The sequence below is a fragment of the Specibacter sp. BI4 genome (genome assembly GCF_056680095.1).
In genome coordinates this window covers 423,763-446,198 of sequence record NZ_CM155265.1, presented here as the reverse complement: position 1 = coordinate 446,198, position 22,436 = coordinate 423,763, and the positions used below count along the sequence as shown (strand labels likewise).

Here is a 22,436-nt window from a genome sequence, read left to right as displayed (position 1 = left end):
GAAGCAGGAGGGCCGGCATGGTGGATGACTCGAGGGGCGGGACCACGTTTACGTCCGCGGGCGGTGCTGGTTCCATCAGCTGCACCGTGGCTGAAATTACCGAGGCGGCCGTCGTGCTGCACAGGATCGCCCGGCTCATGGATCCCTTGACAGACCGGCTGCGGTCGGAATGGGTGTGGCTGGGTGAGGCCGCAAGAGGTGCGGCCGTCTACCCGATCGCCGGCTTGGAGGCCATGCGGGCCGCCTTGTGGCAGTGCATGGGCCTGCAGGGAGGCGTCACGAGGCTGGCCAGCAACGCTGCTCAGGCCGGGGCCAACTATGCCGAGACCGAGGCGCGCAACGCCAACATCCTGGCCAATGCCGACAGGGCGACGATGCTGGGGGAGGGTCTGGGCGCGTGGTCATGGGGACCGCTGGCTCCGGCGAAATTTGGCGCAGACATCATTGAAATGCTGAAAACGGCCAAACGTGACGGGCTGCGGGACGCTGTTGAACAAGTGCTGCGGCAGGGCGGCGCTTACGCCGCAGGCGCCCTGGGGCCGGGGACTGCCATGATGTACCTGCTTTCCGCCGCGGGTAGAAAAGATGCAGACACGGCTGGTGTGCGGCCGGCGTTCCTCCTGCGAAAATTTCTCGACGCAACGGAGCTGTCCATGTCCGGGCACCTCACCGTGCGGCAGGTTCCGGCCCAGGAATGGGATCCGGCCAATGCCAAGTATTACCCGCCTGGCCATGCGACGTCCCCCGGCGGTGAACCTTGGAGGGTGGAAGCCAGCATCCGGGGCATGCTCGATGGCAGCAACGAGGCCTATAAGTACCCGCCCGGTTCCATCGGTGTGGTGCGGGTCGAGCGGCCGGACGGGACGAACGCGTGGGTGGTTCACCTGCCGGGGACCGAAGACTGGTCCACCGTCGACAGTTCGAACCCTTTTGACATGGAAGGCAACCTGGAGGGGCTGACGGCGGCCCGGCGGGAAGAATTCAAGCAACAAGAGGTGCTGGTCCAGCAGCTGATCAAGGCTGCGCTTGCGAGTTCGGGCGCCCTGCCCGGTGAGGACGTGCTGCTGACCGGGCACAGCGGGGGCGGCATCCACGCAGCTGCCGCTGCGGCCGACCCGGCCTTTTTGGCTGATGTGAATGTGAAGATGATCGTCATTGCGGGATCCCCGGCGAAGAATTCCGGGGTGGGCGACGGGATCGCGGTGCTGGATCTGCAAAATGAGAATGACATTGTCACCGCGGCGGACTATGGCCCGCCGGCACCGTCAAGGAATTGGGTGACAGTCACCTCCCACCGACCAGCCGTGGCCGGAGGCGGCGGCCTGGGCGAGTTTTTGGGTGATGCCCACTCGATGGACAACTACGTCAAGGATGCGGTGGTGCTTGACCAAAGTGACGACCCTGCCGTGGCTGCGTCACGGGATACCCTGAGAAATTTCCTGGGGGTCGGCGTGGCGGGGGCTGTCGTTGGCGGGAGCAAATGGGTTTTTCAAGGGCGCGACGTGAACAACGCCTCCAAACCCAAACGCAAGCCCGGCCTCACAGGGACGCAGCCCCGCGGCCAGAACCAGGGCCCGGGCCCGGACCGCTACCGGCTCGGCATCCGGTGAACGTGCCAGTCCGTTAGCGCCTCAGTGCCTCAGCGGCGTGAGGACGACTTGCCCAGATTGCCGGCAATCATGGAGACGACGCTGATGATCAAGGCGGCCAGGATTGCCGTCCAGAAGAAATCGTCGATGGTGAACTGCACCGGCGTGAAGGTGCTCACCCAGGCCGTCAGCCACAACATGGCGGCATTGATGACGATGGTGAACAGGCCAAGGGTCAAAATCGTCACAGGAAGCGAGAGCAGCTTCACGATGGGTTTGACCAGGGCGTTGACCACACCAAAAACCAGGCCGACGAACAGGTACGCCAAAACCGTGTTGATGACGTTGGCAGTGCCTGCCGAGCCGGCCACGTCGGTGCCGACAATTGAGGTTGACGCAATGTACATCCCGGGCAGGACCCAGCTGGCCACCCATAGCGCAACGGCATTGACCACAACTTGAATAACGATTCTTAGCATGTAGCCATAGTTTCACATTCCATCTCCCGGGAACCGGTGCCGCGTGTGCTGGCTTAAGCTTGATGCATGACTGAGACAAACAGCACCGTGCCATCCGGCGTTCAGCCGCGCCCCGTTGTGGGCCGCCTGCCCAAATACGCTGCAGGCAAGCCGCCGGAAGCTGTGCCCGGACTTGAGAGTTTCAAGCTGTCCTCCAACGAAAATCCGCTGGGTCCGGTGCCCGCCGTGCTTGACATGCTGCACGGCGAGATTGAGGTGCACCGCTACCCGGACACCAGCTGCACGCTCTTGCGCACGGCGCTCTCCATCTTCCTCGACGTCCCCGCCGACGACATCGTCACCGGGGCGGGAAGCCTGGGCGCGCTGAACCAGATCCTGGCCGCATTCTCAGGCCAAAACGACGACGGCGGCCAAGATGAAGTGATTTACGCCTGGCGGTCCTTTGAGGCATACCCGATCTGCGTGGGACTTGCAGGCGCCAGGAGCGTCCAAGTGCCCGTCCGTGCCGACGGCGGCCACGACCTTGCCGCCATGGCAGCAGCAGTCACCGGGCGCACCAAGGTTATTTTGCTGTGCACGCCAAACAACCCCACAGGACCCGCGCTGCGCTCGCAGGAGACCGAGGATTTCATCAATTCCGTCCCCTCGAATGTGGTCATTGTCATCGATGAGGCCTACCAGGAGTTTGTCCGGGCCGGCAACGCAGTCAACGGGGTTGACCTGTACCGCAAGCACCCCAACGTGATGGTGCTGCGGACATTCTCCAAGGCGCACGGCCTCGCCGGCCTGCGTGTTGGTTATTCACTTTCCCAGCCGGAGATCACCCGGTACCTCCGGGCCGCGGCAACACCGTTTGCCGTCTCGGGCATCGCCGAACAAGCCGCCGTCACCTCGCTGGAACATTATGGGCAGGTTGTGGAAAGGGTACAAAGCCTCGTGGATGAGCGCACACGCGTCCTGGCCGGACTGGACGAGTTGGGGTGGGAAGTTCCGGATGCCCAGGGGAACTTCCTCTGGCTGGCGCTTGGTGCCGACAGCCAAGAGTTTGCGGCGTTGGCCCAGCGCCATGCCCTGTCCCTGCGGGCCTTTGGCGACGAGGGTGTCCGCGTCACCATCGGCGAGGCGGCGGCCAACAGCCGCTTCCTTGAGATCTGTGCGTCCTATACAAAACCGCCGCGGCGTTCCTAGCGGTTAACAAAGGCGTGGTTTGCCACCCTGTACCGATACAGTTGTAAATCGAAAACGTATATATATGCACCACAGGGAATGCATTCCCGTGATGGCATATATCGACAGCAACGAGTCGGGACGGGGCGCTTGCCGCCACTGGAGTCCGGCAGACGAGGAGACAGCATGGGCGTCACCCAACACGCTGCCAGTGGTTCATCCGTTGCAGGGGCAAGCGCCGCCGCTTCAGCCGGCCCGGCCAGCCCCGGTGCGGAAGCACCAGCGCGCCCGCAGGCAGGGGAATCCGTCGGGGTTTTGCGGACCACGGCGGTGGGACCGAACGAGGCCGTCCAGCTCCTCGACGAGCACGGGACGACCCACCACGACGCCACGTTCAGCCCTTACATCCAGGCGCTGGGTGCTGATGCCCTGCGCGGTTTTTACCGCGACATGGCCATTGTCCGCCGCTTTGACACCGAGGCAACAGCCCTGCAGCGCCAGGGTGAACTTGCCCTCTGGGTCCCCGTCGTTGGCCAGGAGGCCGCCCAAATTGGTTCCGGCCGTGCCATGAACAAGGCTGACTACGCGTTCCCCACCTACCGCGAACACGGTGTGGCGTTGACGCGCGGACTGGACCTGGCCGATCTGCTCAAGCTCTTCCGCGGCATTTCCAATGGCGGCTGGGATCCCCGCGAGACGAATTTCCACCTCTACACCCTGGTGCTCGCCGCGCAGACACTGCACGCTGTCGGCTACGCCATGGGCATCTCCCGCGACGTTGCGGCCGATCCCGCAACCGAGCCGGCCGCCGTCGTGGCCTATTTTGGTGACGGGGCCAGCAGCGAGGGAGACGTCCACGAGTCGATGGTTTTCGCCGCCTCCTACGACGCGCCTGTGGTGTTCTTTTGCCAAAACAACAACTGGGCCATCTCGGTTCCCTTCGAGGTCCAGTCCCGGATTCCGCTTGTCAACCGCGCCGGCGGCTACGGCATTCCCGGCATCCGGGTCGACGGCAACGACGTCCTGGCCGTCTATGCGGTGACCCAGTGGGCGCTCGAGCATGCCCGCAACGGCCATGGTCCCGTGCTGATCGAGGCCTCCACCTACCGGGTGGGCGCCCACACAACTGCCGACGACCCCACCAAGTACCGCCTGAACGCGGAAGAGGAAGCCTGGAAGGCAAAGGATCCCCTGCAGCGCCTGGAAAAGCACCTGCGGGCCGTGAACCTGGCCGACGACGCGTTCTTTGAACAGGTGAAGAACGACGGCGACGAGCTCGCTGCCCACGTCCGGAAGGCGACGCTGGCGATGGGCGGTGCGGACATCCGCCAAAAATTTGCCACCGTTTACGCCGAGGCCCACCCGCTGGTGGCCGAAGAGCTTGCCTGGTTCGAAAAATACGAGGCGTCCTTTACCGATGCCGGAACGCAGAATTCCGAGACGCAGGGCGGTGCCGCATGAGCACGATGACAATGGCGAAGGCCATCACCGAGGGCCTGCGGGCCACCTTGGCAGGCGACCCCAAAAGCTTCCTCATGGGCGAGGACATCGGTTCCCTTGGCGGGGTATACCGCGTCACCGAAGGCCTGAAGAAGGAATTTGGTGCCCACCGGGTAATGGACACTCCGCTGGCTGAATCGGGCATCATCGGCACCGCGATCGGCATGGCCCTGCGCGGACACCGGCCCATTTGTGAGATCCAGTTCGACGGCTTTGTGTTCCCTGCCTTCAACCAGATCACGACGCAGCTGGCAAAAATCCACACCCGCACCGACGGCCAGCTCAGTGCCCCGGTCGTCATCCGCATCCCCTACGGGGGCGGCATTGGCTCCATCGAGCACCACTCCGAATCACCTGAAGCGCTGTTCGCCCACACCCCGGGGCTGCGCATCATCACCCCCTCCAACGCCAACGACGCCTACTGGATGATCCAGCAGGCCGTTCAGTGCAAGGACCCGGTGATCTTCTTTGAACCCAAGCGCCGCTACTGGCTCAAGGGCGAGGTTGACACCGAGAACTCTCCCGGCGATCCGTTCAAGGCCCATGTGGTGCGTGAAGGCGCCGACGCGACCCTTGTGGCCTACGGCCCGCTCGTTCCCGTGGCACTGGCTGCGGCCAACGCCGCAGCCGAGGACGGCCACAGTGTTGAGGTTATCGACCTGCGTTCCATCTCGCCGATCGACTTTGACACCGTGGAAGCGTCCGTGAACAAGACCGGACGGCTGGTCGTGGCCCACGAAGCGCCCACCTTTGGCGGCATCGGCGGCGAAATAGCCGCCCGCATCAGCGAACGCTGCTTTTACTCACTCGAGGCACCCGCCATCCGCGTGGGCGGCTTCCACATGCCCTACCCGGTGGCCCGCGTCGAAGAGCACTACCTCCCGGACATTGACCGCATGCTGGAGGCGTTGGACCGCGCCTTCGCATACTAGGAAGGCCGCACCATGTCGACCCTGAACCTATTCAATCTGCCCGACGTCGGCGAAGGCCTGACCGAGGCTGAAATAGTCTCCTGGAAGGTCAAGCTTGGCGACATTGTTGCCATCAACGACGTCATTGTGGAGATTGAAACCGCCAAGTCCATCGTTGAGTTGCCCTCGCCCTACGCGGGGATGGTGGCCCAACTGATGGTGGCCGAGGGCGACACGGTGGAGGTGGGCACACCCATCATTGCCATTGGCTCCGAGGTTTCTGCCCCGGCTGCCCCTGCAGCACCCGCAGCTCCCGAGGAAGCAGCGGCCGAGGTGATGAAGCCGTTGGTGGGCTCCGGTCCCAAGGCCGACGCCGTCAAGCGCCGTCCACGGGTTGCTGCAGCACCCGCCCCGGCCCCTGTGGCGGCCCCCGCCGCACAGCCGGCACCGGCCGCGCCCGCTGTTGCGGCACCCTCCGCCGGGAAGGCAGTTGCCCAGGATTCGGCGTCGAACATGATCGCCAAGGCGGCAGCCACGGCCGGACGCATGGTGGCCAAGGCGAACCGCGTGCTGGCCAAACCTCCTGTCCGCAAGGCCGCAAAGGACCTCGGCATTGACCTGAGGGAGGTGTCCGCGACCGGCCTGCGCGGCGAGGTGACCAAGAAGGACCTGCTGAGCTACCAGGACCAGCGCACGGCCGAGCACGACGGCGCGGGCACGTTCTGGTCGCCGGCCACCGGAACCGGGCTCGCCGATGATCCACGCATTGAGCGCATCAAGGTCAAGGGCGTGCGCAAGGCAACGGCGAAGGCCATGGTGGAGAGTGCGTTCTCGGCTCCGCATGTGAGCATTTTCGTCGACGTTGACGCATCGCGCACGATGGAATTTGTGAAGCGGTTGAAGGTGTCGCGCGACTTTGAGGGCATCAAGGTCTCGCCCCTGCTGATCCTGGCCAAGGCCGTCATTTGGGCGGCCGCCCGCAACCCGTCGGTCAATGCGACCTGGACGGGCGATGAGATCATCATCAAGCACTTCATGAATTTGGGGATTGCCGCCGCCACCCCGCGCGGGCTCATGGTGCCGAACATCAAGGACGCGCAGGAGCTGTCGTTGAAGGAGCTGGCCATTGCGTTGAATTCCTTGGCCACGACGGCGCGGGCGGGCAAGACCCAGCCGGCTGACATGCAGGGCGGTTCGCTGACGGTGACGAACATCGGCGCGCTGGGCATCGACACCGGGACGCCCATCATCAACCCGGGTGAGGTGGCGATCGTCGCCTTTGGCACGATCAAGCAAAAGCCCTGGGTGTTGGATGGCGAGGTCATTCCACGCTGGATCACGACCCTGGGCGGCTCCTTTGACCACCGCGTGGTCGACGGCGACCTGTCGGCCCGCTTCATGGCCGACGTGGCGGCGATCATGGAGGAGCCCGCACTGCTGCTCGACTGACAGCCCTTTCCAAGTAGCCCGCAGTTGTGGTTGCTGAATCAATCATTTTTGATTGATTCAGCAACCACAACTGCGGGCTAGTTGCTTAGTGAGGGGTGGGCGGGCCGGCGCGATGGCCCGGGCTTACGCCTCGGCGACCGCCTTGGCCAAAACCGGGGCCAGGCGTTTGACGCCTTCGCGGAGCTCCGCAGGGGGGACGGCGCTGAAGGCCAGGCGCAGCTTGTTGCTGGGACCTTCGGCGGCGGAAAACGCGGCGCCCGGGACAAAAACCACGCCGGCGTCGATTCCCGTGTACAGCAGCGGATAGGTGTCGATGCCCTCGGGCAGGGTGAGCCACACAAAGAAGCCGCCTTCCGGCCGGGTCCAGGTGACGCCGGCAGGCATGTACTCCTCGAGAGCCCCCAGCAGTGCCGCGCAGCGCTCCGCATACAGCGCACGGTAGGTGCTGATCTGCCCCTGCCAGTCGTAATTGCGCAGGTAGTCGCTGACGAGCAGCTGGTTGAACGTGGGCGGGCACAGCGTCACGGCTTCGCTGGCCAGGTAGTAGCGCTGCTTCAAGTGTGCCGGCACCAGGGCCCAGCCAAGGCGCAGGCCCGGGGCAAAGATCTTGGAAAATGAGCCCAGGTACAGCACGTCCTCCGGGTTGGATGCGCGCAATGGCTCCGGCAGGACGCCGTCGAACTTCAACAGCCCGTAAGGGTTGTCTTCCAGGACCAAAATATTCGCTTCACGGCATATGTCGACAATTTCCTGCCGACGCTCCGGAGCCAGCATCACGCCGGACGGGTTGTTGAAATTCGGGATCGTGTACAACAACTTGATCCGCTTGCCCTCGGCCTGCAGGCCGGCGATGGTGCTGCGCAGCTGTGAGGGGATGATGCCGTGTTCGTCGCCGGCGACCGGCCTGACGTCGACCTCGTAGGCCTCAAAGGTGTTCAGGGCACCAACGTAGGTGGGGTCCTCGAGCAGGATCACGTCGCCGGGATCGCAAAAGACCTTGGCGGCAACATCCTGGGCGGACTGGGAGCCTGCTGTGATCACGACGTTGTCGGGATCCGCGTCAAGGATGCCTTCCGCGGCCATGACGGCACAAATTTGGGTGCGCAGTTCCAGGGTGCCCTGGCCGCCGCCATATTGCAGCGCCTCCAGGCCGTGATCCGCAATGATCGTGGCGGCAGTGGTGGCCAGGCGTTCCAGCGGCAGGGACTGCAGGTAGGGGTTGCCGCCGGCGAGTGACACGAGGCCCGGCTGCATTGAAATTTCAAACACGTCACGCACCGCGGACTGCTTGATGTTGGCGGCGCGTGCCGACAACAGGGCGTCATGCCTGTGGCCGGCGGCGCCGGTTGTGCCGCCGGCAGTGGGTGCGGCGCTGCTTTGGGCCCTGGCCAGGGCGTCGACGGCTTCTTCGGACAGTATGTCGGCGGCTGCATTGGCGCCTGGGTCTGGAGTGTTCACCTCCTCAGGATATAACCACTGTTGCTAAATAGGCATCAAAAGTTTTTCCAGAGTGTGTTTCATTTCAGGCTCAGGGCGTCAGCCAGCAGTTCTCCGTTGACCATAATTTCAACCGGGACGCCTGCAGCCTGCTGGCCTGTGAGCACAAGTTGGATCTGCGCCCGCGGAATGTCGCACTCGCCGGCCAGCCTCAGGGTGCCCTCAAGGTTCACAGTGAGGGTTGGCCCGGACCTGTCGACTGACTTCACACTGAGATCCGACTGCCACAGCGCATTCCGCAATCCAGACTGGCCAACTTCCAAGACCTTGTTTTCCAGCAGGGTCCGAAATGCGGCCTCGACGGGGTCGGTGAAGCTGATGGCGGGACTCGTCACGGCCACGGCGCTGTCGCCGCAGCCAAAGGACGGGCCCGATATGCCGCCGTCGCCCTCGGCAATGTAGAACGTGGTCACCGAAGCACTGGTGGGCAGCACCGTTGGTCCGCTGTCGACGGTCGTTGCCGGGAGTTCAGCCGTGGTCGACGCCGGAACCGGGCTCGCCGCCGTGGGCCCACCACCCGTCGGGGTGCTGGCGGCGGAGGCCGCGGGCACGGTCGGGCCCGGCTGTGCGCCGGCGGGTGCGCGTGCCGCGCAGCCGGCCCCGCCCAGAATCAAGGCCGCACCGGCCACCAGGGCCAGGATTGAAGACCTGCTCATGCTGGGCATGGCTACCTCCCGCAGTGCATGTGGGAACCGAAATGTTCCATGACATAACGCTACGGGGGAACTGGGCACGCAGAAAGGGCCTGTGGTCAATGCGGGTGCAATCGCAACCTCGTCGCAGGCAGGTCACGGCGGGCATCAAGGCCCGCGTGTTTAACTTGCCGTGGCGTTCGCTTCCTTCAGGAACAGGGCTGTGCGCTCCGCCAGGACAGCGGGCTCCCAACTGTGGTTGGCCGCGGGGATGGTTGCATGCGAGCCCCGGGGGACGTTGGCGGCGATGGATTCGGCGGCTGGCGGCATGATCGGCAATGTCTGCTCCCCAACCAAGGCCAGGGTGCGTGCCCCGATGCCGGAAAAGAGTTTGGCTCGAGGAGCTGACTGGGTCCATGCAAGAGACTCGGCATCCGCGTCCAGCGACGGCCCCATGGCCGTCATGACCGGCCAGCCCGGACCGTGGCGTGCTCCGTCCAGCCACTCCGCCGGCATGTCCTTCATAAAGTATTCAATGACCTCAGCAGGGGTTCCGTTGGCAATTTTTTCGCGCAGGCCCGCCGCAAATTCGGCCCCGTCACTGCCCAACTCTTCCCGCAGCGGCACCTCAAAGAGCACCAATTCCGAGACATCGAGACCCGCAGCGGCGGCCGCCAGGCTGATGGCACCGCCGGACGAGTTCCCCACCAGGGCAACCGGGGCACCCGCCATGTCAATGAGTGCACGCAGATCTTCGACCGTGTCTGCCAGCGTGAACGACGGCGCTGCTGCACTTTCACCTCGGCCACGCCTGTCAAAGTTGATGACGGTAAAGCCCTCCGCGGCCAGCAGTGCGCCCATCTCCGACGTTGTGGGGTCAAAGGCCCGGAATTGCATGGCTCCGGCAACAAGAATGACCGGCGGACCCGCGCCTTGGGAGTCGTAGGCAATGCGGGTTCCGTCGGTTGACGTCACATAGCTGCTCATGATTGCTCCTTGCCCGGTTCACGCCTGGATACAAAAAGACGCTACCTCCGCGCGCTCCGCGTGTCCATGGCCTTGTCCCGGCCTGCTGCAGGACATGACAGGCACTGGCACGCGGTGCACATCCAACGGGTGGGCCGGCCTATTCGCCAGTGGTTTGGGTGGGGTCCTTTTGGGACGCCAGCCAGGACATGATGTCCTGGCGTCGAATGCGCCTGTGGGAGCCGCGGTATTCGACGGCGACCTCGCCCCTGTCCGTGAGGTTGCGCAGGAAGGTGTGGGAGATTCCCGCCAACTCGGCTGCCTGGGATGTGGTGAGCAAATCGGCCACGCTGGCCACGCTGACTGCGTCCCCGCGGGAGAGCCGGTGCAGCAGGTCCAGCACAGCCTCCCGGGCGCTGCTGCCCAGGCGGTGTGCCGTCCCATCCACAAACACCGTCACATCGTCGCCGCCTGTGAGTGTGCGGGCCAGGACTGCTTGTTCGGCGGGTTCCAGGGGGGTGCTGACTCTCGGGGCATGTAATGTCATGGAACAAATGGTAGCCCGGGCTAAGGTAAGTTCCATGACACCAAAAATCCGTACCGCACTCTTGGGTTTCGGCCTGGCGGGCAGTGTTTTTCATGCACCGTCGATGGCTTCGCTGGAGCAGTTCAGCCTGGACGTGATTGTGACCTCGGATCCGGAGCGCCAAGCCGCGGCAAGGGCCGCCCACCCGGACGCCGCGGTGCTCACCCGGCAGGAGTGGGCCCGGGCCGGAAGCCATGAAAACATCGACCTGGTCGTGGTGGGGACGCCGCCCGCAACGCATGTTCCCCTGGCCACCATGGCGATTGAAGCCGGGTGCGCAGTTGTTGTAGATAAACCTTTTGCGCTGACAAGCGCCGAGGGGGATGCCTTGATTGCCCTGGCCGGGGAGCGCGGGCAAATTCTCACCACTTACCAAAACAGGCGTTGGGACGGGGAGTATTTGACCCTGCAGAAACTGCTGGCCGAAGGCGCGCTCGGTGAAGTGCGCAGATTTGAGTCCCGGCTTGAGCGCTGGCAGCCGGCTATCACGAAGGAATGGAAGGCCCAAGCCACTGTGGCTGACGGGGGCGGATTGCTTTTCGATCTTGGCACGCACCTCATAGATCAAGCGTTGCAGCTGTTTGGGCCGGTGGCAGGTGTCTATGGCGAACTTGCGGCAAGGCGCCCCGTCGAATTGGCCGACGACGACGTATTCGTGGCACTTGAGCATGTCAGCGGTGTGATTTCGCACCTGTGGATGAATCTCAGCGTCGCACAGAAGGGTCCCCGGCTGCGTGTCCTGGGGTCGGAGGCGGCGTATGTGAAGCAAACTGCCGACGTCCAGGAAAGCCAGATCCAGGCCGGCATCCTGCCCGGTGACCCTGCCTACGGGGTTGACCCCGCCGAGGGCTGGGGGTCGGTTGGCCGCGACGGGGACACGGTGCCGGTACCCACCCTGCGCGGCAATTTCACCCAATTCTATGAACTGCTGGCCGCGGCAGTGCTTGAAGGCGCCCCCGTGCCGGTTGACCCGGCGGATTCGGTGGCCGCACTGCGCATCATTGAGCAAGTCCGGCATAGCCGCGAAGCAGCCCGCGCCGACGCGTAAGCTGGGGCGGAGAATAGTGTGGCCAGGTAACTAGCGGGGAAGGCTGACGCCACTGTGACCCAAAAAGACTCCGAGGAGTTCCTTCAACAACAACCTGGCGGTTTGGCCTTGGCTGAGCCAACAGTCAACGTGCGCCATCGGTGGACGACCTCAATCGTCGTGGTCAATGTCGGCATCAACGCCGCATTCTTTGGGCCCATCCAGGTTTTACTGGGACAGCAGGCCGCCGACTTCAGCGAGGCTGACAAGGAAGGCATCCTGGCGTTGGTCACGGGGGCCGGCGCCGCGGTCTCCCTCGTTGCCAACCCGCTTTTTGGCACCTTCAGCGACAGGACAACGTCGCGGTTTGGCCGCAGGGTGCCGTGGGTGTTCATTGGCGCGCTGCTGGGAACCATCGGCCTGATCGGGCTGGCGGGTGCTCCAACTGTTGCCGCCATGGCCTTGCTGTGGTGCCTTGTGCAACTGGGGGCCAACGGCGCACTTGCCGCCACCACGGCTGCCATCCCCGACCAGGTTCCCGTGCGGCAACGCGGCACCATAGGCGGGCTGGCCTCGATGGGAACGGTGGCCGGGATCCTTGTGGGCGCTGCCATTGCTGCCGTCGTGGCAGGGAATTATTCGCTCGGGTTCATCATCTGCGCCGTGGCGCTGGTGGCCGGCATGGTGCCGTACCTGTTCCTGGCCAACGACCCGGTGCTCAGCGCAAAAGACAAACCGCCCTTTACCTGGCCAAATTTTGTCAAGGGTTTTTGGATCTCCCCGCGACTTTATCCCGACTTTGCGTGGGCGTGGATCACCAGGTTCCTTGTCAATGTCGGAAACCACCTGGTGACCTTGTACCTGCTGTTCTTCCTGACCGACGCGGTGGGTTTTGAAAACCCGGAATTCGGGGTCTTGATCCTCACCGGCGTCTACGCCGTCCTGACCTTGATCACCGCTGTGATTGGCGGACGATGGACCGACAGGGTGGGCAAGCGCAAGCCATTTGTCATTGCGTCGTCGGCCATCATCGCCTTGGCAGCACTGATTCTGGCATTCTTCCCGACCTGGACCGGCGCGCTCCTGGGGTCCGCCGTCCTGGGCATAGGTTACGGCGTTTATCTGGCGGTGGACTTTGCCCTGCTGACCCAAGTGCTGCCGTCAGCGGTGAGCCGGGGCAAGGACATGGGCGTGATCAACGTGGCGAACTCACTGCCACAGGTCATTGCGCCAATCATCGCCTGGCCGCTCGTCGCCATTTTCGGCGGCTACGTGACGCTCTATGTGGTTGCGGCAGTCATCGGCCTGCTGGGGGCCGTCTTTGTGGTGAAGATCAAGAGCGTGGATTAGGGCGGCAAGTGGACATGAAAATCAGTGACACCCTGTCAACAAGCCCTTGACACAGTGTCACCAACCTTGATTAGCTAAGGTTACCTTTACCTAATCATGGAGTGAGTCATGCCAGCACACGCAGTTGAATCCGTTTTGCCTGAGTCGCCCGCCGCGCTGTCGCAGGAGCTTAAATCCCACACCGCGGCAGCCCACGCCGCTGCCGAAGAATCCAGTTTCGTGGCTGCTCTGATGGCTGGCGCCTTGGACGCTGCGGCACTCGTGAGCCTGCTGGACCAGAGCCTGGTTATCTACCGTGCGCTGGAAACCGCCCTTGCGGCCCATGCCGACCACGCCCAGTTGGGTGCCTTCATCGATCCCAAGCTGGCACGCGTGTCTGCCTTGGAGGCTGACATGGCCCACCACCACGGTGCGGATTGGGAAACGCAACTGGCCGACGGAAGCATAGTGATCGTGCCGGCCACTGTCGCCTATGCGGACGCCCTGGCGACGTTGGGGCGCGATTCCATCGAGTTCCTGCTGGCCCACCATTATGTGCGCTACATGGGCGACCTCTCGGGTGGGCTGATCATCTCCCGGATGGTCCAACGCCACTACGACGTGGCCGATGAAGGCCTGAATTTCTACGCATTCAAAGAGATCGCCAAGCCCAAGCCGTACAAGGATGCCTACCGTGAACTCCTGGACGGCACTGACTTCAGCCGTGCACAGAAGGACGCGATCCTTGGGTTCGCTGCCGAGTCCTTTGAGCTCAACCGCGCAGTCTTTGTCGACCTGGCTGCCGCCCGCGCAGGTGCCCTGGCGGCCTAGCGAACAGCGGCGCAAGCCAACCACCTGCAAGCCCATGGACGACGGTGGGAGCCAGGTGCCGCCGTCGTCCATGGTTGGGTGCCCGGCATGGCTACTGCCGTCGAGCCACCTGATAGCGGGCGTCGGCGAAAACTGTGACGAAGCGAGTGCCCTGAAAGCGCTGCTCGGCCTCGGTGGCGGCCGCCGTGGCTGACACACCGGGGCGGGCCGAGACGTCGATCAGCACGTAGTCGGGCGCGGGATTTTGGTTGCCGATCCAATACACCTCGGTGCGATCGGTCAGGTAGCTCATCAGCGAGATGTCGGTCTCAACTGTCACGCCGTCGGGCACCGCAGCCAGGGCGTTCTCCGAGGATTGGACTGTGGTGAGCGGGAAATTCCTGTCGGGGTCGGACAGCTTCCCAAAGGCATACTGGCTCGTCAGCACAAGTGAGATCAGCAGCATGCCCGTTCCCAGGAGCAGCCTGAGGCGGCGGGAGTTGAGCACCCTTCGTTGGGAGAGCGCATCAATGGCGGCGCAGAAGACGACAGGCATGAGCACTGCGCTGTACTGCCATTCCTGTCCCCAGTACACAGGCAGGTCCGACAGGAAGCGCCACGCCAGGGTGGGCAGGACGATCAGCGTCAGGGGCGAGAAGAGGGCGAGCCCGGCCGTGATGGCCACCAGAAACAGCACCGTGGCGACCTTGTCGGGGTGGAAAAGCGAGCCCGGGTCGTTGAGCAGTCCGCTGATGTTCAGCTGGCTTTGGTAGGCCCACTGGTCACCGGGATTCATCGACGGCAGGATGACCTTGGTGGTCAGCAAAAACCAGGCAACACCCCATGCCGACAACCACAGTCCTGCTGCAGACCGGGAGCGCAGGGCCAGGACCAGGCCGATGACGAAGACCGTCAGGCCCAGGTCCTCCTTGACAAAGACAAGCAGGGACGCCCAAATCCATGCCGAACGCCACCGCTCCTCCAACAGGGCCGCCAATGAAAAGGCCAGCATGGGCACCGCAAAGGCAACTTCGTGGAACTGTGAATCGACTGCCGACTGCAGTCCCCAGCTCAGGGCGTAGGCAAGCCCGACACAAACGCCGGTGATCTTTCCAAGCCGCTTGACTGCCACATGGCAAGCGACCACCACTGAGATGGCCAGCAGCAAATTCTGCACGACCAGCAGGGTGTAGGCGCTGGGAAACAAGCGGTAAAAGGGTGCGAGCAGAACCAGAATGGGGTGGAAATGGTCGCCAAGCAGGTTGTAACCGTCACCTTTGATACTCACGATGGGTGGCTGAAAATTGGCATAATCCTTGGCCAGCTGGGTGAAGATGCCCAGATCCCAAGAGCGGATGGCAAAGCTCCGCCACTGCAGCCAGGAGAAAAGCGCATAAACGCTGAAGGCCACGGCTCCCACCACGCTGGCCAGAAGCAGGGGGGTTGTGGCCGCATGCTTGATATCGGCCAGCCGCCGCGGGCTGACGGGGCCCAGGCCGGCCCCGGTTTGCGGAGTATCTTTTTGCAGTGTGGTCACAAGGGAAAGTCTAGGCCGCGGGACGTGGCACGTCGGGCATTGTGATCCGATTCCGGCGCGGGCAGCTCATCGGGCACGCGCCCAACCAGGCCAGGGCACGCGCCCAACCAGGCCAGGGCACGCGCCCAACCAGGCCAGGGCACGCGCCCAACCAGGCCGACCGCCCCGGAACGCAAGAACCGCCGTCGTTCCTGCAAAAGCAAACCACGGCGGGAAAACAATGGCACCATTGCAGCATGGACGCACAGATTATTTGGACCATAGTTTGCGGACTGGCTATGGTGGTGGGCGCCGCCGGGATCATTATTCCCGTGCTGCCGGGCAGCATATTGATTGCCATCAGCCTGCTTGTGTGGGCCCTGGTGCTGGGCTCTCCGCTGGGCTGGATTGTCTTTGGCATCGGGTTGGTTTTTGTTGCAGCGGGTATGGCCTCGAGTGCTGTCCTGACGGGACGGGCGATGAAGCGGCGGTCGATACCGGGCCGGTCGGTCGTGATTGGCCTGGTGCTGGGTGTCGTTGGCTTCTTTGTAATCCCCGTCGTGGGGCTGCTGGTTGGTTTTGCCTTGGGCTTGTTCTTGTCGGAATTTGCCAGGCAAAAGGAAATACGTCCGGCCATTTCGTCTTCGGTGGCCGCGTTGAAAGCAACGGGACTGGGGATCCTGGCAGAGTTCGGCTTTGCGTCATTGGCTGCAGGAACGTGGGCGGCCGGAGTTTTGATCCACTTCATAAACCGCTAGCGTCACTCCGCACGGCGCATGTTACTCACGGGTAACATGTAGTCATGCACCTCTTACTGCGTTCCCTGTTCCATATATTTCGTTCGTGGCGCAGGCCCCCCGCCAGCCTGTGGAGCCAGTCAAGCGTTCCCATGCGGGTCTGGCCAAGTGACATCGACATCGCCTTCCATCTGAACAACGGGATGTATTTCTCCCTGATGGACCTGGGACGCATCGACTTGATGATGCGCGGCGGCGCCTGGCAAAGAATGCTGCGGCGGCGGTGGAAGCCTGTGGTCAGCGCTGAAACCATTGCCTTTAGAAAGTCACTGCAGCTCTGGCAGGGCTATACGGTGGAGACCCGGATCATCGGCACGGATGAACGCAGCTTTTATTTTGAACAGCGAATGGTCACAGGCGGGGAGATATACGCCCAATCCACAGTGTGCATGCGCTTCGTCTCAAAGGGCGGCCCGGTGCCAATGTCGGAAGTGCTTGCGGAATTTGGCCTGCCGCCGCGGGGCCTGGAGCTGCCCCTGTGGGTGCATGACTGGCGCGAAAACAATGCGCTGCCCAGCACCCGCAAGGCAGCCCCGCATCTGTGGTGATTCGGCAGCAGGCAGTAAAAGTGGCGGCCTTAGGGGACGTCGAGCACTACGTTCATGCCAGCCATGCGGCCGCCGCAGCGTTCGTTGCCTGAGACCCGCGTCCAATTCAATGCCGTGGACTGTGCTGCCAAGATATTGCCGTTGCGGTCGTACACCCGGAAGCTGACGGCACTGGGCGGTTGCGCCCCCAACGTCAACAGCCAGGATCCATCGTCTTGGTGGGTCAGGACCCGGGTATTTCCTGCAGCGCTCTTGGCAAAAACTGGTCCTGTCGGAGTGCAGTCCGCTCCCGCGCAGGCCGTGACCGCCGCAGCGTCGGCGCTGCTGAGTACGCTGCCAGCCAACGACAGCGTGAGGTTGTTGTTCCAGTTGGGAGAGGGGCATTGGCCACGATCACGGTCCAGGACTATGGCGCCAATGATGAAGGCCATGCAGAAAGCAGCAACGAGGGGGACCAGGACAAGTTCCACGCGGCGGCGGGTTGTTGGAGCGGCAGGCATGGAGCCATGTTATCGAACGACCCTGACTGTTTCCCGCGAGAACTTCCGCGCCTCCTGAGAGAGGCGGAAGGACTCCGGCGCGGCCTCGGGATGCCCCTGTGCAACCGCCGAAATTGCTGGGCGAAACCAGCCGAATGCCGGTTGCCGGGGGCGGCCTGTGGAATTCGCACTAGGATCTGAACATGTCTTCCGACACTTCCAGGATTCCCATCCCCACCCAACCTGACTACCCGTTCCATGCCGAAACCCGCACTGCGGCAGTGCGTTTGCGCCCCGTAACGCTGGCGGACGTCCCTGCCGTGAACGAGTACAGGTCGCTGGCAGAGATTGCGCGCTACCTCCCGCACCAGCCGCACGCGATGGCCGACACGGAATTGACTGTCGCAGCGATGGTGTCGCAACGGGAATTCAGCACCCCCGGCCAGTGGCTGGATCTGGCTGTTGAGCATGGATCCTCGCGAGAGGCCGTGGGGGAAGTGCTGTTGAAGTGGGATGCCCGCAATTGGCAGCGCGGCGAGATAGGTTTTGTTTTCAGCCCCGCCGTCCAGGGCCGGGGCGTTGCCTTCGCCGCCTGCACCGCCGCCTTGGACATTGCCTTCACCCACTTTGGCTGGCACAGGGTCGAGGGGATCTGCGATGACAGGAACGAAAAGTCGGCCGCCCTGATGGCCCGTCTGGGCATGCGCCTGGAGGCGACCTTCGTGGAAGCCGATTGGTGCAAAGGTGAATGGATCACCCTGCGCCACTACGCCATCCTGAAGCGCGAATGGCTGGCCAGTGACAGTGACAGTGACCGTGTCTGAGCCGGGGCAGGGGCAGCGGCCAGGTCCGCCGTCGGGCGTTGGGGAAAATGCTGCCAATGGCACCCACGCCCACACGGGAAGCGCCGTGGCGCAGAAATTGCGGACTGCCATTATGGCTGGCGAGCTGCGTCCGGGGGCCAAACTGTCGGAGCAGTCGTTGGGCGAAGCCATGGGCGTGTCACGGAACACGCTGCGCGAGGCGTTCGCGGCCCTTGGTGCCGAACGCATCATCACGCGCATTCCCAACCGCGGTGTGTTCGTGGCAAAACCGTCGTCCGCCGATGTGCAGGAGATGTACAGGATTCGGCGGGTGCTGGAACCTGCCGCGCTTCTCCAGGTCCGCCGCCCGGGGGAGGGGCAGGCGCTCGCGGAGGCCGTGCGGCAGGGGCTCGCGGCACGCGACCGCCGTGAAGTTGCCGGGATGGCTGCGGCCAACCAAAAGTTTCACGCCCTGGTGGTGGCGCTGGCCCAAAGCTCACGTCTTGACGCGCTGATGGGGCACATTCAGGCGGAGATGCGGCTGGTTTTTCACGCAATGGCCGACGAACCGTCATTTCATTCGCCCTTCAGCACACAGAATGCGCAAATATTTTCGTTGTGGAACGAAGGGCAGGGTGCTCTCGCCGCAGCGGAACTTGGACATTATCTGGATGCGGCGCAAACCCAGGTGCTGGCGGCAATGCCGGCGGAAAGAGCAGGATTATGATGAATTGCCCGCAGGAAAAGACTGTGCAGGAGAAGCGCGACGACGGCTGGCGGCTCACGCTTCAGGTTCCCATGCGTTGGGGAGACATGGACGCCTATGGGCACATCAACAATGTGGAGGTCCTGCGGATTCTCGAGGAGGCCAGGGTTCACGCCTTTGGGCCGCCGGCCGGAACGGGGCTGCCCGGAATCGATGTGGCGCTGCCAATCTTCTCCGAACTTGACGCGGATGTGCAGGCGCTGGTGGTCGAGCACAGGGTCAAGTACCTGGCCCCGCTGAACTACCGCAACATTGCTGCGACAGTTCACGTGTGGGTCAGTGCGGTGAAGGGGGCCAGCTTTACAGTCGCCTACGGCATTTTCGATCCGGTCACGGAGATCAAATGCGTGATCGCTGAAACGGTGCTGGCGTTTTTTCACGAACCCAGCGGCACCTTGGTGCGGCTTTCGGCGGAGAAGAAGGCCCAATTGGAACCGTTGCGGGGACCGGCCAACTTCAAGGCTTGACCCCTCTGCAGCTCGTGGATCCTTCGGCAAGTCCGGCGGTGCCCAGCAAAGCACGTCCAAGTACGGCTGTGTGCGCCAAGGGTGCCGGACCTGACGGACGCCGAAGTGGCCCGAGGCGTGGAATGTGATGCCCGCAACTTGTTGCAGCGCACTTGATGCGGTGAACTGGAGTCATTGCAATTGCATGAACGTTTACGTGCGAATGATCAAAGGGGCAGCAATGTCGGTGCAGACAGATGCAATTGACGGGAACGCGGCAGCGTTGAACGGAGAGCTGCTGCGGGAGGTCGCGGCCGCCATGGGGACGCCGGAACAGACCCGCACGCGGGCCCTTGACCGGCACGCCAATGCGCACGACGCCTCCCACTTTTTCCTGGTTCCGCAAGCCGTGGCCGTCCCGGCGAATGCTGCCGAGGTGGCCAAGTTGATGGTGGTCAGTGCCGCCCGCGGGCTGCCGCTGACGCTGCGGTCGGGCGGCACAAGCCTGAGCGGCCAGGCCGTCAGCGGTGGCCTGCTGGTGGATGTGCGCAAGAATTTCCGGGCCATCGACGTGCTCGACGACGGCGCCCGGGTCCGCGTGCAGCCGGGCGTTACCGTGCGGGACCTCAATGCCCGGCTGCTGCGGTACGGGCGCAAATTCGGGCCCGACCCGGCCAGCGAGGCCGCCTGCACCATCGGGGGCGTGGTCGCCAACAACTCCTCGGGCATGGCCTGCGGCACCATCGACAACGCCTACCGGACCCTTGAATCACTGACCCTCGTGCTGCCCAGCGGCACCGTCATCGACACGGGCGCCCCCGACGCCCCGGCACGCCTGCGCTCGCTGGAGCCCGAACTCCACAAGGGCCTGGGTGAACTTGCCGAACGGGTGCGCAGCAATCCAGCATCCCGCGCCAGCATTGAACGCCAGTTCGCCATGAAAAACACCATGGGCTACGGACTGAACTCGCTCCTGGACTTTACCGACCCCGTCGACATCCTGGCGCACCTTGTCGTGGGCAGCGAGGGCACCTTGGGCTTTGTGGCCGAGGCCGTCTTCAAAACCGTGCCTCGGCTGGCCCACGCCACGTCCGGCCTGCTCGTCTTCAAGAATCTCGAGGCAGCCAACACCGCCCTGCCGGCACTTGTGGACAGTGGCGCGGCCACTGTCGAACTCATGGACTCGCTGTCGCTGAAGGTGGGCCAGGGGCTGGTCCAGGTGCCCGGAGTCGTCCGGGACCTGAACGTGGACCAGCACGCGGCCCTGCTCGTGGAATACCAATGCGGCAACCCGGAGGAACTTGCCGGACTCAACGCCACGGCCGTGGCGCTCGCCGGCACCCTGGGGCTCGACGGGCCGGCGGCGTTCAGCTCCGACGCGAAGGTCCGCGCCGAGCTGTGGCACCTGCGCAAGGGGCTGTACACGTCGGTGGCCGGCGCCCGTCCCCAAGGAACCACGGCGTTGCTGGAGGACGTTGTGGTGCCGGTGCCCGTCCTGGGCCGCACCTGCCTGGCGCTGGGGACGTTGTTTGAGAAGTACAAATACGAGAACTCCGTGATCTTTGGACACGCCAAGGACGGCAACATCCACTTCATGCTCACCGACAAGTTCGAAAGTACCGATGAGCTTGACCGCTACGCCGCCTTCACCGAGGACATGGTGGACGTGGTGCTCGGCGAGGGTGGATCACTCAAGGCCGAACACGGCACCGGCCGCGTCATGGCGCCGTTCGTGCGCCGCCAATACGGCGACGAACTGTACGAGGTCATGCGCCGGATCAAGACACTCTGCGACCCCCGCGGCATGCTGAACCCCGGCGTGCTCCTCGACGACGATCCTGTGGCACACCTGCGCCACATAAAGGCCGCTCCGCCGGCCGTCGACCCCGAGGTGGACCGCTGCGTTTCCTGCGGCTACTGCGAACCCGTGTGCCCCAGCAAGAACCTGACGCTGACCCCGCGCCAGCGCATTGTGACATTGCGGGACATGGAGGCCGCCCGCCAGGCCGGGGACACGGCGCTTGCCGACGCCCTCGCCGCCGATTATGACTACGCCGGCGTGGACACCTGTGCCGTTGACGGCATGTGCCAAACTGCCTGTCCCGTCGACATCAACACCGGCACCATGGTCAAGCGGCTGCGCGCCGAGGCTGGCGGTGCCGTGGAAAACGGGGTCTGGGGCACGGCTGCCAAGCACTGGGGCGCCGTCACGAAGGGGGCCGGGCTGGCACTGGGCGCGGCCGCGAAGGTGCCGTCCGCCGTCGTGCAACCCGCCAACAAGCTGGGCCGCAAGGTGCTCGGGGCTGACACCTTGCCGCTGTATTCGTCAGAGCTTCCCGCGGGAGGAAAGGCGCGACGGCGGCCGGCACCCGCCGGGGACCCGGCAGCCGTGTATTTCCCCGCCTGCGTGAACGTCATGTTTGGCCCGGCCGAGGCGGGGTCGGCGGGCGTGCAGGCCAGTTTCGAGCAGCTGTGTGCTGCGGCCGGGGTGGAGCTGCTGGTGCCGGAGGGCATCGACAGTGCGTGTTGCGGGACGCCGTGGTCGTCCAAGGGGATGGCTGCCGGGCTGGCGGAGATGCACGCGCGGACGCTTGCCGTGTTGCGGGCGGCCACGCGGGATGGGGAGCTGGAGATCATTTGCGACGCGTCCAGCTGCACCGAGGGGCTGCTGCACACGATTGAAAATGAGGAGTTGGCGCCCGGGCAGAAGCCGCTGCGGGTGGTGGATGCCGTCGCGTTCACAGCCGACCGCCTGCTGCCGCTGCTGGGCGGCGGGTGGACCCGGCTGGACTCCCTGGCGCTGCATCCGACCTGTTCATCCGTGCGCCTGGGGCTGAATCCTGCGCTGGTGCAGCTGGCCGAAGCGGCGGCGGACTTGGTGCAGGTGCCCGACAATTGGGGTTGCTGCGGCTTTGCCGGCGACCGCGGCATGCTGCATCCGGAGCTCACTGCCTCGGCCACGGCGGCACAGGCTGCCGATGTGGTGGCGATGGGCGCCGTCGCGCATGCATCCTGCAACAGGACGTGCGAGTTGGGCATGACACGGGCCACGGGGGAGGATTACCGCCACGTGCTGGAAATTTTGGCCGACGTCACGCTGCCGGCGTAACAGTAACGTAAGTTCGCGCACGTTTAGGCC

21 protein-coding genes are annotated in these 22,436 nt (G+C 64.0%); 14 read left to right on the top strand and 7 right to left on the bottom strand.

All coding sequences use genetic code 11. The features are described from left to right. Positions 1-17 precede the first annotated feature (17 nt). On the top strand, positions 18-1,610 hold the full coding sequence (locus AC1L6K_RS02140) for a hypothetical protein (protein ID WP_480951105.1): 1,593 nt from the start codon (positions 18-20) through the stop codon (positions 1,608-1,610). A gap of 29 nt (positions 1,611-1,639) precedes the next feature. Here AC1L6K_RS02140 and AC1L6K_RS02135 read toward each other — a convergent pair whose 3' ends face one another. Beyond that, positions 1,640-2,068 (bottom strand): phage holin family protein, encoded by a 429-nt coding sequence (locus AC1L6K_RS02135; protein WP_480951104.1) that lies wholly within the window; start codon positions 2,066-2,068, stop codon positions 1,640-1,642. A gap of 66 nt (positions 2,069-2,134) precedes the next feature. Here AC1L6K_RS02135 and AC1L6K_RS02130 point away from each other — a divergent pair, with 66 nt between their 5' ends. The 4 genes from AC1L6K_RS02130 to AC1L6K_RS02115 all read left to right on the top strand — a co-directional run bounded on the left by AC1L6K_RS02130 (position 2,135) and on the right by AC1L6K_RS02115 (position 7,095). Continuing rightward, complete coding sequence (locus tag AC1L6K_RS02130) at positions 2,135-3,256, top strand: histidinol-phosphate transaminase (protein ID WP_480951103.1); 1,122 nt, start codon at positions 2,135-2,137, stop codon at positions 3,254-3,256. Between the two features lie 165 nt (positions 3,257-3,421). Beyond that, positions 3,422-4,696 carry a pyruvate dehydrogenase (acetyl-transferring) E1 component subunit alpha gene (pdhA, locus tag AC1L6K_RS02125; RefSeq protein ID WP_480951102.1) on the top strand — a complete coding sequence of 425 codons (1,275 nt, stop codon included), beginning with the start codon at positions 3,422-3,424 and terminating at the stop codon, positions 4,694-4,696. Further along, the gene (locus AC1L6K_RS02120) at positions 4,693-5,667 is read left to right on the top strand and encodes an alpha-ketoacid dehydrogenase subunit beta (protein WP_480951101.1); all 975 of its coding nucleotides are present in this window, start codon (positions 4,693-4,695) and stop codon (positions 5,665-5,667) included. The genes pdhA and AC1L6K_RS02120 overlap by 4 nt, the downstream gene beginning before the upstream one ends. 12 nt (positions 5,668-5,679) lie before the next feature. After that, on the top strand, positions 5,680-7,095 hold the full coding sequence (locus AC1L6K_RS02115) for a dihydrolipoamide acetyltransferase family protein (protein ID WP_480951100.1): 1,416 nt from the start codon (positions 5,680-5,682) through the stop codon (positions 7,093-7,095). A 123-nt stretch (positions 7,096-7,218) separates the two neighbouring features. Here the strand turns inward: AC1L6K_RS02115 and AC1L6K_RS02110 are convergent, their stop codons facing one another. The 4 genes from AC1L6K_RS02110 to AC1L6K_RS02095 form a co-directional block, all read right to left on the bottom strand. Beyond that, a complete protein-coding gene (locus AC1L6K_RS02110) occupies positions 7,219-8,553 on the bottom strand; it encodes an aminotransferase-like domain-containing protein (RefSeq protein ID WP_480951099.1) in 1,335 nt (444 codons plus the stop codon). A gap of 59 nt (positions 8,554-8,612) precedes the next feature. Next, positions 8,613-9,248, bottom strand: a complete 636-nt coding sequence (locus AC1L6K_RS02105; protein WP_480951098.1) for a GerMN domain-containing protein — start codon at positions 9,246-9,248, stop codon at positions 8,613-8,615. Positions 9,249-9,407: 159 nt separating this feature from the next. Continuing rightward, positions 9,408-10,211, bottom strand: a complete 804-nt coding sequence (locus tag AC1L6K_RS02100) for an alpha/beta fold hydrolase (RefSeq protein ID WP_480951097.1) — start codon at positions 10,209-10,211, stop codon at positions 9,408-9,410. A gap of 139 nt (positions 10,212-10,350) precedes the next feature. Next, complete coding sequence (locus tag AC1L6K_RS02095) at positions 10,351-10,737, bottom strand: helix-turn-helix domain-containing protein (RefSeq protein WP_480951096.1); 387 nt, start codon at positions 10,735-10,737, stop codon at positions 10,351-10,353. 34 nt (positions 10,738-10,771) lie between these two features. On the opposite strand from AC1L6K_RS02095, the gene AC1L6K_RS02090 reads away from it, so the two are divergent. From AC1L6K_RS02090 to AC1L6K_RS02080, 3 genes are all read left to right on the top strand, one after another. Then, positions 10,772-11,824 carry a Gfo/Idh/MocA family protein gene (locus tag AC1L6K_RS02090; protein WP_480951095.1) on the top strand — a complete coding sequence of 351 codons (1,053 nt, stop codon included), beginning with the start codon at positions 10,772-10,774 and terminating at the stop codon, positions 11,822-11,824. 54 nt (positions 11,825-11,878) lie between these two features. Further along, positions 11,879-13,153: an MFS transporter gene (locus AC1L6K_RS02085; protein ID WP_480951094.1), complete on the top strand. Its 1,275-nt coding sequence runs from the start codon at positions 11,879-11,881 to the stop codon at positions 13,151-13,153. Between the two features lie 108 nt (positions 13,154-13,261). Beyond that, positions 13,262-13,963: a biliverdin-producing heme oxygenase gene (locus AC1L6K_RS02080; protein ID WP_480951093.1), complete on the top strand. Its 702-nt coding sequence runs from the start codon at positions 13,262-13,264 to the stop codon at positions 13,961-13,963. Positions 13,964-14,054: 91 nt separating this feature from the next. Here the strand turns inward: AC1L6K_RS02080 and AC1L6K_RS02075 are convergent, their stop codons facing one another. After that, on the bottom strand, positions 14,055-15,479 hold the full coding sequence (locus AC1L6K_RS02075; protein WP_480951092.1) for a DUF2079 domain-containing protein: 1,425 nt from the start codon (positions 15,477-15,479) through the stop codon (positions 14,055-14,057). 236 nt (positions 15,480-15,715) lie between these two features. On the opposite strand from AC1L6K_RS02075, the gene AC1L6K_RS02070 reads away from it, so the two are divergent. Then, positions 15,716-16,216: a DUF456 domain-containing protein gene (locus tag AC1L6K_RS02070; RefSeq protein ID WP_480951091.1), complete on the top strand. Its 501-nt coding sequence runs from the start codon at positions 15,716-15,718 to the stop codon at positions 16,214-16,216. Positions 16,217-16,260: 44 nt separating this feature from the next. Further along, positions 16,261-16,803, top strand: a complete 543-nt coding sequence (locus tag AC1L6K_RS02065) for an acyl-CoA thioesterase (RefSeq protein WP_480951090.1) — start codon at positions 16,261-16,263, stop codon at positions 16,801-16,803. 29 nt (positions 16,804-16,832) lie between these two features. Here the strand turns inward: AC1L6K_RS02065 and AC1L6K_RS02060 are convergent, their stop codons facing one another. Continuing rightward, entirely contained in the window at positions 16,833-17,303 is a 471-nt protein-coding gene (locus AC1L6K_RS02060; RefSeq protein WP_480951089.1) for a hypothetical protein, read from the bottom strand. Between the two features lie 182 nt (positions 17,304-17,485). Between AC1L6K_RS02060 and AC1L6K_RS02055 the strand changes: the two genes are divergently transcribed. The 4 genes from AC1L6K_RS02055 (at position 17,486) to AC1L6K_RS02040 (ending at position 22,406) form a co-directional block, all read left to right on the top strand. Then, positions 17,486-18,106 carry a GNAT family N-acetyltransferase gene (locus AC1L6K_RS02055; RefSeq protein WP_480951088.1) on the top strand — a complete coding sequence of 207 codons (621 nt, stop codon included), beginning with the start codon at positions 17,486-17,488 and terminating at the stop codon, positions 18,104-18,106. Between the two features lie 85 nt (positions 18,107-18,191). Then, the gene (locus AC1L6K_RS02050; protein WP_480951087.1) at positions 18,192-18,812 is read left to right on the top strand and encodes a GntR family transcriptional regulator; all 621 of its coding nucleotides are present in this window, start codon (positions 18,192-18,194) and stop codon (positions 18,810-18,812) included. After that, positions 18,809-19,318, top strand: a complete 510-nt coding sequence (locus tag AC1L6K_RS02045) for an acyl-CoA thioesterase (RefSeq protein WP_480951086.1) — start codon at positions 18,809-18,811, stop codon at positions 19,316-19,318. Before AC1L6K_RS02050 ends, AC1L6K_RS02045 begins: the two co-directional genes overlap by 4 nt. 220 nt (positions 19,319-19,538) lie before the next feature. Next, a complete protein-coding gene (locus AC1L6K_RS02040) occupies positions 19,539-22,406 on the top strand; it encodes an FAD-binding and (Fe-S)-binding domain-containing protein (protein WP_480951085.1) in 2,868 nt (955 codons plus the stop codon). Positions 22,407-22,436 lie beyond the last annotated feature (30 nt).

Coding starts and splice junctions, on each gene's coding strand:
- AC1L6K_RS02140 (WP_480951105.1), top strand. CDS start 18: ATGGTGGATGACTCGAGGGGCGGGACCACGTTTACGTCCGCGGGCGGT.
- AC1L6K_RS02135 (WP_480951104.1), bottom strand. CDS start 2,068: ATGCTAAGAATCGTTATTCAAGTTGTGGTCAATGCCGTTGCGCTATGG.
- AC1L6K_RS02130 (WP_480951103.1), top strand. CDS start 2,135: ATGACTGAGACAAACAGCACCGTGCCATCCGGCGTTCAGCCGCGCCCC.
- pdhA (WP_480951102.1), top strand. CDS start 3,422: ATGGGCGTCACCCAACACGCTGCCAGTGGTTCATCCGTTGCAGGGGCA.
- AC1L6K_RS02120 (WP_480951101.1), top strand. CDS start 4,693: ATGAGCACGATGACAATGGCGAAGGCCATCACCGAGGGCCTGCGGGCC.
- AC1L6K_RS02115 (WP_480951100.1), top strand. CDS start 5,680: ATGTCGACCCTGAACCTATTCAATCTGCCCGACGTCGGCGAAGGCCTG.
- AC1L6K_RS02105 (WP_480951098.1), bottom strand. CDS start 9,248: ATGAGCAGGTCTTCAATCCTGGCCCTGGTGGCCGGTGCGGCCTTGATT.
- AC1L6K_RS02100 (WP_480951097.1), bottom strand. CDS start 10,211: ATGAGCAGCTATGTGACGTCAACCGACGGAACCCGCATTGCCTACGAC.
- AC1L6K_RS02095 (WP_480951096.1), bottom strand. CDS start 10,737: ATGACATTACATGCCCCGAGAGTCAGCACCCCCCTGGAACCCGCCGAA.
- AC1L6K_RS02090 (WP_480951095.1), top strand. CDS start 10,772: ATGACACCAAAAATCCGTACCGCACTCTTGGGTTTCGGCCTGGCGGGC.
- AC1L6K_RS02080 (WP_480951093.1), top strand. CDS start 13,262: ATGCCAGCACACGCAGTTGAATCCGTTTTGCCTGAGTCGCCCGCCGCG.
- AC1L6K_RS02070 (WP_480951091.1), top strand. CDS start 15,716: ATGGACGCACAGATTATTTGGACCATAGTTTGCGGACTGGCTATGGTG.
- AC1L6K_RS02065 (WP_480951090.1), top strand. CDS start 16,261: ATGCACCTCTTACTGCGTTCCCTGTTCCATATATTTCGTTCGTGGCGC.
- AC1L6K_RS02060 (WP_480951089.1), bottom strand. CDS start 17,303: ATGCCTGCCGCTCCAACAACCCGCCGCCGCGTGGAACTTGTCCTGGTC.
- AC1L6K_RS02055 (WP_480951088.1), top strand. CDS start 17,486: ATGTCTTCCGACACTTCCAGGATTCCCATCCCCACCCAACCTGACTAC.
- AC1L6K_RS02045 (WP_480951086.1), top strand. CDS start 18,809: ATGATGAATTGCCCGCAGGAAAAGACTGTGCAGGAGAAGCGCGACGAC.
- AC1L6K_RS02040 (WP_480951085.1), top strand. CDS start 19,539: ATGTCGGTGCAGACAGATGCAATTGACGGGAACGCGGCAGCGTTGAAC.